Origin of the sequence: Massilia sp. H6 (assembly GCF_024802625.1) — a bacterium.
Taxonomy (GTDB): domain Bacteria; phylum Pseudomonadota; class Gammaproteobacteria; order Burkholderiales; family Burkholderiaceae_D; genus Telluria.
The window spans coordinates 2,399,461-2,412,804 of sequence record NZ_CP103371.1; the positions used below are offsets into that span (position 1 = coordinate 2,399,461).

The 13,344-nt window shown below is 61.3% G+C and carries 16 protein-coding genes; 8 read left to right on the forward strand and 8 right to left on the reverse strand.

Features of this window, described 5'->3' with window-relative positions:
* Nucleotides 1–3: 3 nt before the first annotated feature.
* Complete coding sequence (locus NRS07_RS10700) at nt 4–1,398, reverse strand: lysophospholipase (protein WP_259206321.1); 1,395 nt, start codon at nt 1,396–1,398, stop codon at nt 4–6.
* Nucleotides 1,399–1,544: 146 nt separating this feature from the next.
* Between NRS07_RS10700 and thrC the strand changes: the two genes are divergently transcribed.
* The 3 genes from thrC to moaD are packed head-to-tail and all read left to right on the forward strand — an operon-like array spanning nt 1,545 to nt 4,510.
* Entirely contained in the window at nt 1,545–3,020 is a 1,476-nt protein-coding gene (gene thrC, locus NRS07_RS10705) for a threonine synthase (protein ID WP_259206323.1), read from the forward strand.
* A 13-nt stretch (nt 3,021–3,033) separates the two neighbouring features.
* Nucleotides 3,034–4,245, forward strand: a complete 1,212-nt coding sequence (glp, locus tag NRS07_RS10710) for a gephyrin-like molybdotransferase Glp (RefSeq protein WP_259206325.1) — start codon at nt 3,034–3,036, stop codon at nt 4,243–4,245.
* 7 nt (nt 4,246–4,252) lie between these two features.
* The gene (gene moaD, locus NRS07_RS10715; RefSeq protein WP_259206328.1) at nt 4,253–4,510 is read left to right on the forward strand and encodes a molybdopterin converting factor subunit 1; all 258 of its coding nucleotides are present in this window, start codon (nt 4,253–4,255) and stop codon (nt 4,508–4,510) included.
* A gap of 25 nt (nt 4,511–4,535) precedes the next feature.
* On the opposite strand, the gene dctP is transcribed toward moaD, so the two are convergent.
* From dctP to NRS07_RS10735, 4 genes are all read right to left on the reverse strand, one after another.
* Nucleotides 4,536–5,552 (reverse strand): TRAP transporter substrate-binding protein DctP, encoded by a 1,017-nt coding sequence (gene dctP, locus NRS07_RS10720; RefSeq protein WP_259206330.1) that lies wholly within the window; start codon nt 5,550–5,552, stop codon nt 4,536–4,538.
* 227 nt (nt 5,553–5,779) lie between these two features.
* The gene (locus tag NRS07_RS10725; protein ID WP_259206332.1) at nt 5,780–6,010 is read right to left on the reverse strand and encodes a hypothetical protein; all 231 of its coding nucleotides are present in this window, start codon (nt 6,008–6,010) and stop codon (nt 5,780–5,782) included.
* A 91-nt stretch (nt 6,011–6,101) separates the two neighbouring features.
* On the reverse strand, nt 6,102–6,305 hold the full coding sequence (locus tag NRS07_RS10730) for a helix-turn-helix transcriptional regulator (protein WP_259206341.1): 204 nt from the start codon (nt 6,303–6,305) through the stop codon (nt 6,102–6,104).
* Nucleotides 6,302–6,688: a hypothetical protein gene (locus NRS07_RS10735; protein WP_259206343.1), complete on the reverse strand. Its 387-nt coding sequence runs from the start codon at nt 6,686–6,688 to the stop codon at nt 6,302–6,304. The genes NRS07_RS10730 and NRS07_RS10735 overlap by 4 nt, the downstream gene beginning before the upstream one ends.
* Before the next feature lie 128 nt (nt 6,689–6,816).
* Between NRS07_RS10735 and NRS07_RS10740 the strand changes: the two genes are divergently transcribed.
* The gene (locus tag NRS07_RS10740; protein ID WP_259206345.1) at nt 6,817–8,061 is read left to right on the forward strand and encodes a TIGR03862 family flavoprotein; all 1,245 of its coding nucleotides are present in this window, start codon (nt 6,817–6,819) and stop codon (nt 8,059–8,061) included.
* 138 nt (nt 8,062–8,199) lie between these two features.
* Here the strand turns inward: NRS07_RS10740 and NRS07_RS20345 are convergent, their stop codons facing one another.
* The gene (locus NRS07_RS20345) at nt 8,200–8,511 is read right to left on the reverse strand and encodes an antibiotic biosynthesis monooxygenase (RefSeq protein ID WP_373889822.1); all 312 of its coding nucleotides are present in this window, start codon (nt 8,509–8,511) and stop codon (nt 8,200–8,202) included.
* Between the two features lie 511 nt (nt 8,512–9,022).
* Between NRS07_RS20345 and NRS07_RS10745 the strand changes: the two genes are divergently transcribed.
* The 4 genes from NRS07_RS10745 (at nt 9,023) to NRS07_RS10760 (ending at nt 11,142) form a co-directional block, all read left to right on the forward strand.
* A complete protein-coding gene (locus NRS07_RS10745; RefSeq protein ID WP_259206346.1) occupies nt 9,023–9,667 on the forward strand; it encodes an RHS domain-containing protein in 645 nt (214 codons plus the stop codon).
* A 16-nt stretch (nt 9,668–9,683) separates the two neighbouring features.
* Nucleotides 9,684–10,043 carry a TNT domain-containing protein gene (locus NRS07_RS10750; protein ID WP_259206349.1) on the forward strand — a complete coding sequence of 120 codons (360 nt, stop codon included), beginning with the start codon at nt 9,684–9,686 and terminating at the stop codon, nt 10,041–10,043.
* The gene (locus NRS07_RS10755) at nt 10,040–10,357 is read left to right on the forward strand and encodes a hypothetical protein (protein WP_259206351.1); all 318 of its coding nucleotides are present in this window, start codon (nt 10,040–10,042) and stop codon (nt 10,355–10,357) included. The genes NRS07_RS10750 and NRS07_RS10755 overlap by 4 nt, the downstream gene beginning before the upstream one ends.
* A gap of 128 nt (nt 10,358–10,485) precedes the next feature.
* Nucleotides 10,486–11,142: a hypothetical protein gene (locus NRS07_RS10760; RefSeq protein WP_259206355.1), complete on the forward strand. Its 657-nt coding sequence runs from the start codon at nt 10,486–10,488 to the stop codon at nt 11,140–11,142.
* Between the two features lie 928 nt (nt 11,143–12,070).
* On the opposite strand, the gene NRS07_RS20350 is transcribed toward NRS07_RS10760, so the two are convergent.
* Both NRS07_RS20350 and NRS07_RS10770 read right to left on the reverse strand, forming a co-directional pair.
* The gene (locus tag NRS07_RS20350; RefSeq protein WP_373889823.1) at nt 12,071–12,895 is read right to left on the reverse strand and encodes an IS3 family transposase; all 825 of its coding nucleotides are present in this window, start codon (nt 12,893–12,895) and stop codon (nt 12,071–12,073) included.
* A 160-nt stretch (nt 12,896–13,055) separates the two neighbouring features.
* Nucleotides 13,056–13,295 (reverse strand): hypothetical protein, encoded by a 240-nt coding sequence (locus NRS07_RS10770; protein WP_259206360.1) that lies wholly within the window; start codon nt 13,293–13,295, stop codon nt 13,056–13,058.
* Nucleotides 13,296–13,344 lie beyond the last annotated feature (49 nt).

The following is a 13,344-nucleotide window of genomic DNA, read 5'->3' on the forward strand; positions in this document are numbered from 1 at the left end:
CGACTAGTCCTGCTTCTTGACAAAGGCCGCGATCCGCGCCAGCGCGATCGGGGCGATCGTTTCCTCGATCCGGTCGTATTCGTCCGTATTGCCCGTCTTGGCCGTCTGGAACAGGTGGTTCAGCGAGGGCAGCACCGCCGACTCCACCTGGCGATTGCCGCCGGCCCGCAATGCGCCGATGATGCCGGCCAGGTTTTCCCTGGCCGGCACCTGGTGGTCGAGGCTGCCATTGAGCGCCAATACCGGTACGGCAACCTTGCGCCAGTCGGCTTGCGTATTGCTCAGCATGGCGGTGCGCAGATGCGGCTTTTCGGCCTCGGACAGCGACAGCGAGCCGACATCCATCCGGTACTTCTTTATCAGTGCCCGGTCCTTGGCTGGCAGACGCGCGACCAGGGCCTTGAGCGCTGCCACGCGCGGTTGCGGCTCGGGATGCGCGACAATCGTTTGGTACCAGGTGCGCACATACTTCATCAGCTGCCGCACCTCGGCCGGCGACGCGCCATTGTCCCTGGCGTGAATGCGGTCCTGCAGCAGGAGCAACCCGTGACCAGACATGCCTACTCCAGCGAGCGAGACGATGAAATCCACCGCGTCCGGCTGGCGCGCCGCCACCGCCGCGGCAATGCCGGGGCCTTCGCTCAGGCCGACGATGCCGACACGATTGAATTGCGCGCGTGCCTGCATCGCCCCCATGATCGCCGCGAGGTCGTCCACCAGCTGGGCCGTGGTCAGTCCGGCATAGTTGCCGGTCGAGCGACCGTTGCCGCGCTTATCGTAGCGCAGCACGGCAATGCCCTGGCGCGCCAGGTAGTCGGCCATCACCGCAAAGTGCTGGTGCCCGGCCATTTCGCTGTCGCGCGTCGCCGGCCCGGTGCCGGTGACCAGCACCGCCAGGTTCGCACGCGTGCTGGCACGGGGCGTGCTCAAGGTAGCGCTGAGCACCGTGCCATCCGCGCTCGTGAATGCCAGTTCCTGTTCGTCGTAGGGGAAAGGCCGGGTCGGGGTTTGCGCCCGCAGCTTGCGCGGAAATTGCGCGACCCGGTGTAGCGCAAAGGCGAACACGCCGTCGCCCTGCGAAAACACGCCATTGAAGTGGTCGTCGGCCCAGGTCAGTGTCAAGGTGGCGACGTCCAGGTCGAGTTCGACCGTGTCGCCGTCTTCCCTGATGCGCGACACCGGCTGGTCGTAGGCGCCCTGGTCAGGACTGGCGATGCTGGCCCACAGCGAGCCGTCAGCGCGGGTATGAAATTCGGCGCCGATCTTCAGGGTCGGGCCGTTAGGAATGGCCATGTCGCCGAGCCAGCGGCCCTGGTGGTCCTTGAGGGGGCCGGCGTGGGCGCTCAAGGCGAAGGCAAGCAGCAGGGCCAGGCCAACTGGGGTGCGGAATCGTGTCATGGTGGGTTCGCTCTCGGTGGGTTGATGGACATGCAAGGCCTGCATCGTGCATGCCAATTGTGGAGGAACCATGGAGCACGCCGGAGCGCCGATGCCAGGCGCTATAATCGGGTTTCCACTCCTGCCACCACCGGATCGTCCAAGCCATGCAATATGTGTCCACCCGCGCGACCAGCGCTTCCGCAGAACGCAATCCCCAGCAGTTTTCCGACATCCTGCTTGCGGGCCTGGCCCCGGATGGTGGGCTGTATTTGCCTGAGGAGTACCCGCAGGTCACCGCCGCCGAACTCGACGCATGGCGCGCGCTGTCCTATGCCGATCTGGCCTACGAGATCCTGCGCAAGTTTGCCACCGATATTCCCGACGCCGACCTGCGCGCGCTGACCGCCAAGACCTACACCGCGCAGGTGTATTGCAACGCGCGCGCGGATGAATCCACCGCCCAGATCACGCCGCTGCGGGTGCTGGAAGATGGCCCGCAGGGCAAGCTGATCCTGCAGGCGCTGTCGAACGGACCGACCCTGGCCTTCAAGGACATGGCGATGCAACTGCTCGGCAACCTGTTCGAGTATGCGCTGGCCAGGAACGACGATGCGCTCAACATCTTCGGCGCCACCTCGGGCGACACCGGCAGCGCCGCCGAATACGCGATGCGCGGCAAGCGCGGCGTGCGCGTGTTCATGCTCTCGCCACACGGAAAGATGAGCGCCTTCCAGAGCGCCCAGATGTTCAGCCTGCAAGACCCGAATATCTTCAACATCGCCGTCGAAGGCGTGTTCGACGATTGCCAGGACATGGTCAAGGCGGTTTCGAACGACCTGGAATTCAAGGCGCGCCACAAGATCGGCACCGTCAATTCGATCAACTGGGCACGGGTGGTGGCGCAAGTGGTGTATTACTTCCGCGGCTACCTGGCGGCCACCACCGCCAGCGACCAGAAAGTCTCGTTCACGGTCCCGTCGGGCAATTTTGGCAATATCTGCGCCGGCCACATCGCGCGCATGATGGGCCTGCCGATCGACCGGCTGGTGGCCGCCACCAACGAGAACGACGTGCTCGACGAATTCTTCCGCACCGGCCGCTATCGGGTGCGCAAGGCCGCCGAAACCTTTCATACCAGCAGCCCGTCGATGGATATCTCGAAAGCCTCCAACTTCGAGCGCTTCGTCTACGACCTGGTGGGGCGCGACCCCGCGCGCACCCACGCGCTGATGCACAAGGTCGAGCAGGAAGGGGGCTTCGACCTGTCGGGCCAGCCGGGCAGCGATGGCGACGAATGGAAGCGATGCGGCCAGTACGGTTTCGCCTCGGGCAAATCGACCCATGCCGACCGCCTCGATACCATCCGCGAGGTCAATGACGATTACGGCATCACCATCGACACCCATACCGCCGACGGCATCAAGGTCGCGCGCGCGCACCTGAAGCCTGGCGTGCCGATGATCGTGCTCGAAACCGCGCTGGCGGCCAAGTTCAACGAGACCATCCTGGACGCGCTGGGTACCGACGCCGAACGACCGGCTGGCTTCGAGAATATCGAAGCACTGCCGCAACGGTTTGTCGTGATGCCCGTCGACGTCGAGCGCATCAAGTCGTACATCGCCCAGCACACGGGGCTGTGAGGTGAAGGCGCCCATGCTCTCCGTGCGCGAAGCGCTCGACCGCCTGCTTGCCGCCGCGCGCGCGGTCGATGGCAGCCAGACCGTGCCCACGCTCGAGGCCAACGGCCGCGTGCTGGCCGAAGACCAGCGCGCGACCCTGAACGTACCATCGGCCGACAATACCTCGATGGATGGCTACGCGGTACGCGCGCTTGACTGCGCCAGCGGCAGCGCAAGCTTGCGCGTGACCCAGCGTATTCCGGCCGGCAGCGTTGGCCAGCCGCTCGAACCGGGCAGCGCCGCGCGCATCTTCACCGGCGCCCTGGTGCCGCCCGGCGCCGATGCCGTCGTGATGCAGGAGCAGTGCGAAGCGCTGGGCGACACGGTGATCGTGCGCCATGCGCCCAAGCCGGGCGAATGGATACGCCGCAGCGGTGAGGACGTGACCGCCGGTGCCGTCGTTCTGCCGGCCGGCACGCGCCTGCGCAGCCAGGAACTGGGGCTGGCAAGCGCCTGCGGGCTGGCCCGGCTGCCGGTGCGGCGCCGGGTGCGCGTTGCGGTCTTCTTTACCGGCGACGAACTGGCGATGCCGGGCGAGGCGCTCAAGCCGGGCGGGGTGTACAACTCGAACCGCTTTACGCTGCGCGCACTGCTGGAAAACTTCGGCTGCGCGGTCACCGATTTCGGCATCGTGCCCGATTCGCTGGACGCGACGCGCGCGACCTTGCACCAGGCCGCGCAGGAGCACGACCTGATCATCACCTCGGGCGGCGTGTCGGTGGGCGAGGAAGACCACATCAAGCCGGCGGTCGAGGCGCAAGGGCGGCTGGACATGTGGCAGATCGCCGTCAAGCCCGGCAAGCCGCTGGCGTTTGGCGAGGTGTGGCGCGACGGCGGGGATACGGCGTTTTTCATCGGCTTGCCGGGCAACCCGGTATCGAGCTTTATCACTTTCTTGCTGTTCGTGCGGCCCTTCTTGCTGCGCCTGCAGGGCGTCACAGGTTCGGTCGAGCCGCGCGGCTATGCGGTGCGCGCCGACTTTGCGCTGCCCAAGGCCGACCGCCGCAACGAATTCTTGCGCGTGCGCCTGAACGCGGCAGGGGGCCTGGACCTGTTTCCGAACCAGAGCTCGGGTGTGCTGACCTCGACCGTGCGGGGCGATGGCCTGGTGGACAATCCGCCCGGCCAGGCGATCGCCGCGGGCGACATTGTGCGCTTCATCCCGTTTGCCGAACTACAGCACTAGGAACACCATGAAAATCACATTGCGGTATTTTGCTTCCGTGCGCGAAGCAGTAGGCCTGGCCCAGGAAGCGATCGCATTGCCTGGCGAGGCCGCCACCGTCGGCGAAGTACGCGCCGCCCTGGTGGCGCGAGGTGGCGCATGGGCCGAGGCGCTTGGCCCTGAGCGCCCCTTGCGCATGGCGCACCAGCAAGTGATGTGCGGGCCGGAGCAGCCAGTGGACGATGGCGCCGAGGTGGCGTTTTTTCCGCCCGTGACCGGCGGATAGGGCGCCTGGGGCGGCCCTACCCGGTTCAGGTCAGCGCGATCGACTGCTCGGCCAGTTCGAGCAGCCTGGCGCAATTGGCGTTACGTTCGCCGAACTCGCGCCAGGCATTGGCGCGCGCGATCGACTGCCATTTGCGCAGCGCTTGGGCATTCATGTCGACCACCTGGGCGCCGGTTGCCTGGAATACCGATGCCACCGCGGCGTCATCGGCGCGCGCCGCTTTTAGTGCAAAGGCTTCGAGGTCGGCCCCCACCGCCATCACCGCCGCCTGCTGCTGCCGGCTCAGGCGCTCGAACACGCTGCGCGACATCATGAGCGGCTCGAACATGAACCAGTAGGCGCCGCCGCGCGCGGTGGTCAGCGAGCGCGCCGCTTCCTGCAAGCGGAACGAGATCAGCGAGGTCGACGAGGTAAGCGCCGCGTCGAGCGTGCCGGCGCGCAGCGCGGCCTGGATGTCGTTGGATGGCATGTTGACCACGCTGGCACCGGCATCGAGCAGCAGGCGGTCCATTTCGTGCGAACCGCCGCGCACCTTGAGGCCGGCCACGTCTTCCGGGTGCAGGATTGGCTTGCCGCGCGAGGCGACGCCGCCGGCCTGCCAGATCCAGCTCACCACCACCAGGCCCTGTTCGTTCAGGATACGGGTCAGCTCGCGCCCGACCGGGGCGTTCTTCCAGGCGAAACCCTGTCCGTACGATGTGACCAGGCCGGGCATCAGGCCGATGTTCGCTTCAGGCAGTTCGCTGCCGGCATACGACAGTGGCACCAGCGCCATGTCCAGGGCGCCGCTGCGCAGCGCCGGAAACTGGGCGTTCGGACCCATCAGGCTGGAGCCGGGATAGATCGAGAATTTCAGGCCGCCGCGGGTGCGGCGCTCGACGTCGGCCGCGAACATGCGGCACAGGCGGTCGCGGAAATCGCCCTGGGCGATGCTGCCGCCCGGGAACTGGTGCGAAATTTTCAGATTGTTTGGCTGCGCCCATGCGGACTGCATCCATAACGGCGTGGTCGCGATTGCGCCCAGCACCGCCCTACGGGACATTGCTGCCCTGGTCATTACCGACATACACATCCTCCAAGATGGTGAAACAACACGCCCTCCGAATCGTGGCGGCCTCGTGCGTAACATCCCGGTGTCAAGTCGCCGGTCGTTACACGGGTGCCATCGTTCGTTGTAGCGCGTACAAGAATATTCCTGTCAGATATATTGTCAAGAAGTATCTTGCAGGCATGCAGCCTGCATGCCCGTTTCAACCTGGAAGAGGGCGCTCAGCGCTTGCCGGCGGTCCCGCCGCAGCGCGCATCGGCGCTGCCCTTGTGGCACTGGTAATAGCGCGAGCCGATGAAGATGGCCGACGCCAGCACGGCCCAGGCCAGCGACTGGCGGGCGCCAGTCTCGAAGGCTTCGCCGCGTATCAGTACGTCGATCGCGACCAGCAGGGCGAACATCGAGCCGGTGGCCAGCAGGTACTGCCCGGCCCAGTAAAGTAGTTTGCGCATTTAAATTCTCCTAAGTGTGGTGCTCAAGGACGAGAGATGCGGTTGCGGACAGCATCGGCCAGCGCATCGGTCTGGTCGATCATCGGGAAAATCATGAAGACTCCGGGTCGGGGCTGAAGATCGATTCGATCGGCTGGCCGAACAGGCGGGCGATGGAAAAGGCGAGCGGCAGGCTCGGATCGTAGCGCCCGGTCTCGATCGCGTTGACACTCTGGCGCGAGACCTGGAGCAGTTCGGCCAGTTCGGCCTGGCTCCAGCCGCGCTCGGCCCGTAGCGCCCTTATATTGTTGTTCATCGCCGGCACACACCGCGGATTACCGTTGCAACGATGGTGGAAGCGCACAACACAACCCATACCCAGAACATCGACAACTGGGGAAACCCGGCGTTCTCCAGGAAGCCATAGGTGACCGCCAGGCCGGCCGTGATGCCGGCTCCCAGGCTGACCGATTCGAGCAGGAGCCGGCGCATGTATTCGTCCACGCGCCCGATGTGGCGCGCGATCGCCCACAGCATCAGCCCGAAGCCGATCATCGGCGAGACCAGCAGCAAGGTGCGCAGCATGCCGGGCTCCATCGGGCGGCCGATGCGAACTGCCACTACCAGCAGCACCGTGTACAGCAGGCCGGAACCGAGCATCTCGCGAAAATAGGCAGTCTTGATGCGTTTCTCGTACATGGCAGCCTCCAAGTAAAGTATGCTTTACATCGTAGGCGTAAATACTGCGCATGTCAAGCTCGCTTTACATCTTCAGGCGTGGCGCATTCCCGGCTACAATGCCGCTCCCTTGATCACCGCTATCAAACATGCCCGAGTCCCGCCAGAACCTTCACCGCGTCGCCGTCATCGGCGCCGGCCCTGCCGGCCTGATGGCGGCCGAGACGCTGGCGGCCGGCGGCGTGCAGGTAGACGTGTACGACGCCATGGCCTCGAGCGGCCGCAAGTTTCTGCTGGCCGGGAAGGGCGGCATGAACATCACCCATTCCGAGCCCTTGCCGGCCTTTCGCGCTCGCTACGGCGCGCGCCAGGCCGAGGTTGCGCGCTGGCTGGAGGGTTTCGACCCGCAGGCCGTGCGCGCATGGATCCACGCACTGGGTGTCGATACCTTCGTGGGCAGCTCGGGCCGGGTGTTCCCGACCGAGATGAAAGCCGCCCCCTTGCTGCGTGCCTGGCTGCAGCGCCTGCGCGGGGCCGGCGTGCGCTTTCACACGCGGCACCGCTGGCTGGGCTGGCAGGATGGGCGCCTGCGCCTGGCCACGCCCGATGGCGACCTGTTGGTCGATGCCGACGCTACCCTGCTGGCCCTGGGCGGCGCGAGCTGGGCCCGGCTTGGGTCGGATGGCGCCTGGGCGCCGCTGCTGCAAGAGCGCGGGGTCGAGGTCGCCCCGCTGCTGCCGGCGAACTGCGGCTTCGATGTCGACTGGAGCGCGCATTTCAGCGCCCGGCATGCCGGCGCGCCGCTCACCACCGTGGCCATCGCCTGGCGCAACCGCGAGGGCGTCATCGAGCGCCGCCAGGGCCAGTTCGTGGTGACCCAATCGGGTATCGAGGGCAGCCTGGTGTATGCGATCTCGGCGCTGCTGCGCGACCAGATTATCGAGCACGGCAGCACCACCATCTGGCTCGACCTCTTGCCCGACCTGGACGCCGCCCGGGTGGCGGCCCAGGTGCAGCATCCGCGCGGTTCGCGCTCGCTGGCGAGCCATCTGCAAAGCCGGCTCGGGATCAAGGGTGTCAAGGCCGGCCTGCTGCACGAATGCCTGTCCAGACAGGACTACGCCGATCCGGCCCGGCTGGCGGCGGCGCTCAAGGCGCTACCGCTGGTGCTGCGCCGACCACGCCCGATCGACGAGGCGATCAGCAGTGCCGGCGGGGTGCGCTTTGAAGCGATGGAAGAGGGCAGCGCGATGCTGCGCGCACTACCCGGGGTGTTCGTGGCCGGCGAGATGGTCGACTGGGAGGCGCCCACTGGCGGCTACCTGCTCACCGCCTGCTTCGGCAGCGGCCGCGCCGCCGCCCGCGAGCTGCTCGACTGGCTGGAGCGTGCCTAGCCGATGATCGATCATCGATCATCGCGCGGCTCCCTTTGACAGTGCGAAGCAATCGCAAGTGTAAAAGGGTCACACCTGGGCCGCAATCGACCCAAATCGGTTGCGCGAGCTGGTCAATGCCATTGCCACCCTGTTCGCTCAGTCGGGAGCTGCCGTTACCAGAAGGTCGGCAACGACCTCACCCTGAAGCGGGCCATCTACAAGTTCGGCGCATGCACGCATTTGCTTGCGCAACTCGACCATGCGAGTAGTCGGCTCGGGCTGTGTAGCCCACACGAGTTCGGACGGCCATTGGGCATACGCAAAATAGTGGCCGTCAGCGCACCGATGCAGACGTGACCCCAGAGCGCCTCGCTCGTCGCGTATGAGCTCGGTGAGTTCCCGCCAGGCGTGCTCGAAGTCTCGCTCATGACCAGAGGTCACTTTCCATTTGAAGTAAATCGCGTACATGAGATCCTGTTGGGTGTATGGCCGAACCGTACCGGTCGAACTTCTAGCTTCAGGCTGGGGTCAAAGATCGTTTGTTTTATTGCCCTCATGCAATCTTCTCCAGGAGGTGGATTTTCTACCTATTCAGGTGTCCGGGCAATTTAGACCACAGCAGTGGGAACTGGTCGGATGGAACTGGCCACAGAAACGAAAAGTGCTGGGAGGGAAACGGCGAATGCCGCGCGGTAGCCAGCTTCCGCGAAGAAAACATTGAGAAGCGCGAGCCGAAGCGGCGTTTCTCAAACTTTCCCGCGCATGGGGGTGTTTTGACGGACTGCGTGTTGCATGTTCGCCGACTACTTGCAGGGCCAGCTTCTACGTGCAGCCAATGTACGACGCTCAAGCCAGCTCGTCAACCGCGCAGCCGGGCCTGGGCCAGCAACGGCCAGGACAGGCGTTGCTGGCGCTGTGCTGGTGCACTGGCTTCGCCCATTCTTAGGAAGGCACGGCCTTACGGAAAACGACCCGGACCATGTACGGCTGGGACGGCGACATGCTGGCCCTGGAAAGCAGCGTGCGCCAGGGCTATGCGGCGGACGAACGGACCGTGCACTATGTGTACGAGCGCGACAGCTTCGTTCCGCTGGTGCAGGCCACCCGAAGCCGGGCACTTCGACTGGCCCCTACCACCGATGTGAAAGCGCTGCTAGCGGGCAACGACGGCAAGTACGATATTGCTCTTGATCCGCTGTGGAATGGTGAGTACGAACATGAAGCCGAGCCGTTCGGTAAGGAAGAGATCGCCTTCTATCAATGCGATCATCTGGGTACGCCGCAGGAGTTGACGGACTGTGAGGGCAAGGTCGCGTGGTCGGCGCAGTACAAGGCGTGGGGACAGCAAAGGAGGCGATCAGCGATGCGGCGAACAGGGCTGGGATATGGAATCCGATTCGGTTCCAGGGACAATACTTTGATGAAGAGACCGGACTACATTACAACCGGCATCGTTACTCGATTCCGACATGGCGCGCTACCTCACGCAAGATCCGATTGGTCTACTCTGCGGCATCAATATTTATGCATACGCCCCGAACCCTGTCGGTTGGATAGGTCCGCTCGGGCTATCTGGCAATTCGGCACAGAGAAGAACATCCCGTCGTGTTGCAGAAAAGAATGATCCATGTGAAGAGAGAATGGCTGCGAAAGCTGCAGGTTGGAAAAAACCCGATGGTAATCGGTGGTATCCACCTAATGATGGGTTTCATGGAGCGCCAACTAGAAAGAAATTGGCCGTTGGTACTAAACTGGATCGTTATGGTGGAGAACACGGTCGTATTCTAGCTCGAAATTGTGCTTCGTACGAGGGACGTGCGTCGCCACCTGGGACCGATAAACTAGCCCCATATCATCAATATGAAGTCACCAAGCGAATTGCCGTAAAATCGGGGCCAGCAACACCATGGTTTGATGAGGTTGGGAAGGGCGCCCAATATGAGACTGAAAAGTCAGTAGAACAGTTAATTGCTTTAGGTTGCTTAATGAGAATTTCATGATTATCGAGTTACCAGAGTTTGACTTTGAAATTCCCCACCCAAATCCAGTGGCAATCGAGCCATTGCTCCGTAGAGTCCGCCAGTTTCTTGACGCAAAAGGAGTAGGCAGAAATGAATACGCCCTAGGTAGCCAAATCGCGGCTGGATTTGGCGAGCTTGTTATTAAGAAGATAAATAGCTTTTGGCTAGTATATAACACCGAACGCGGAACAAATTTTGATCTGGCGGTATTTTCAAATGAGTTTCAATCGGTCAACTATTTTATTTTTCGACTAACAGGTGAAAAAGAGAAGATCGATTGGTCGACTATCTGACAAGCACAGCGGGAAGTTTATTTTTGATGAGTTGATCAGATTGCTCGGCTAGAATCAATATTCATATCTAAAGCCTGCGGTAGGTTACTTACGCGGCGAACACTTGTGCCAACGAATAGAGGAGTGTCATGTCTAAAAAATCAGACAACGATAACCGTTCCAATCAATTAAACCCCAACCATGCCGAGTATACGAACTGTCGTGGCGCAGGCAAGGGGAGGGGTGGCGGTGAAATTGATGGCGATTATGATGAGCCTGGAAGGGGGAGAAGGAATTGGTCAGGATATTCTTCCGCCATCGGTTCCGAGCGTATTGAGAGAACCCGGTACTACTTTGCGGCTACGGCTTTCGACGGAACGGCAGCGTATGTTCGATTCCAGACTGAAGTAACAGTCACCAGCTTTTCTCGGGGCAGCGAAAAGGCCCGCGATCTCGCAGAGAATGCAAAAGACGCTCTACTCGGTCACCTGCGGCGGAAATGCCCGCTCGGCGTCGCCTACTGGCGTCTTGCAACCGATGAAAGCCGGGGTGAGTTTTTTTGGTACATGCCCCCTCTAACCGATAACGAGTTCACAAGAATGCCGGAAATTTATGGAGCGGTCGAGCGGCAAAAAATGTCGACCTGGTATTCCACGGTTCGAACCCAATCGCAACAGTTAGACCTCTTGTTCGATTGGGGGAAACACAATGATGCAGTCGATCTAGGAGTCATCAAGAGTGACGTCTTCACGATCGCTCCGGAAACTTACGCCTTGGCAAACTGGCAAATCCAGGAGTATCCCTAACCTCTGCCGCGCAATCCAGATATGACCGGTTGAGGGCTACCTGCCCAGACTTAAAGCGTCCGCTTCTACTTCCCACTGCCTGCCTAATTCTGTTAAAAAATAAAATTAGGCGCTTTCGGGAGAGTGGCGGCGGTTTAAACGTGCGATACCCTCAGATTGAAATATTTAATTCGACGCTAGCGCCGTACATATCCGGATTATTAGGAAACTAACTTAATATTAGTGCGAGTAAAATAATGGTTGAGGACAGTGTCCAAAAGAGCCAATTCAAAAATTTGCTTTTTCTCGTCTTTATATTTACAAAAATTTCAATTATTAAACTGAAGATTGTTTCGCCAAACATTTCTTCCTCCTGTTGATTTGAAATGATTTTAGCATTGAGAAGCCGTATATTTCTTTGCTTCGCATTGATGAAAAGCAAGCATCAATAGAAAATCAACCTTTCTAGACTAAGGCTGGAAGGTCGGTGATCCGCGATTTTGCGTTTGAGATATGTGTTGCTGATCCAGCGGTTGCTCAACTTTTCCGATGAGCAGATTGAGTTTCAACGCGGCTGGTGGATTTGTCGCATCTGCTGGGCGAACTCGGCACGCGCAGCCAGCACGCCCACCGACAGTGCGTTCACGCGATCAGGGCATTGCGCAACGATGTTTCCTTGAATTGGACTACGAAGCAGCGACGAGGGCACTTGATGACGCGATGGCGATCATCAATCATTTCGCTGTTCAAGAGCATGAGGAGCCTTGCCAACTACCTGGCGCGTCTTGAAGCAGAGTGCCAGTGCCAGCGGCAGCGCGCCGCCGCGCCCTGCCAGCTTGGTAGCGGGCAAGCGGCGAAGCGCCGTCAGGACCTGACCGCACTTCGCATCGTTAAAGATTGGGGCGGTGGATTGAAGATGTTTCCTCGTCCCGCTCCGGGGCATCGGTCGTTACAGTGTGGACTTGCCCTTGCGGCGCGTCGACGCGATACCTGGCAGTGCAATCCCGAACAAGGCCAGTGTCGCCGGCTCCGGGACCTTGGTGCCTTCTACTTCGAAAGCGGTAACAAGGCCCGGTTGATCGCTGAAACCGTTTTGGCTATTGATACCACCAAATACGCGGCCAAGGCCGGAAGTAGTCGAGTAGACTGCATCAAGAGACGTAGCGATATTGCCGCTATTGAGTTTAATGTCCATCAGCAAGCTGCTCACACCATCATAGTAAAACGTGTCGGCAACATCGATAACGAAATTGAAGCTCGGATTAGGGCCCCGCGCTTGAGCAGAAAACGTCTGCACGCCGCTCATCACAACGATGCCAATGCCGAGGTTGGATGCAAAGTTTTTGCTCAGAACAATCGTGTAAAAATTTCCGACAAGAAGGCGATGATTCTCGGTGCAACATGGACTGCCTGTGAGTCCTTCCCGGTGAATGCTCAAGCCGCCAGGCGCAACTCCTGTACTACCGGCAACATGTACGTAATGTCTGTGCCCCACGCGTGGCTCGGCGCACTCGGTTCGCTGCTCGAGCAGGTTTTCGGCAATTGGCAGGCTATGGTGCGAGTTCGTCGAGGCGACGATCTCGCGCAGCTGCCGGCAGCGCAAGCCCATTTCACGCCGCAAGCGTGCGATCCGGTCTCGGCCCGCGATGAAGCCATGCTCCCGCAGTTCGGGTTGTACACGCTGCGTGCCGTAGGAGTCGCGGCTCTGCCGGTGCTCGGCCTGGATAGCCACCTTCAGCACCGCATCCTGCCGGGCTCGCGGGGTAGACCGCATGCGCAGCGAGGCATAAAATCCGCTACGCGAAACCTCAAACGCGCGGCACAGTCATTCGACCGGATAGTCGGGTCGCATTGCCTTCACCTGCGCGTACCGGGCAGCGACTCCCATGCAAAGTACGCGGTGGCATTTTGATATTTCCACCTCGACATTGGCATTAGCTAACTCCTTGCGCAGCCGCGTCACTTCTGCTTCCAGCTCGGCCACGCTTCTGCCGCCTAGGACTGCTGCCGCGCCGTCGCCTCGTCTGGCTGCGACCCAAGGAGTTCGCCAGCGTGCCCTTCGGCAGAGCCAGGCTTACGCCAGCCTCTTCCAGCGACATTCCTTGCTCCAGCACCGGCTTGACCGCCTCGGTGCGGAACTCTTTCATGTAGGTGAGTTTTTCTGATTTGCTCATGTTGACTCCCTTTAGTCAGTTTACCAAACAGGAGTGTTCGAAACTCTCA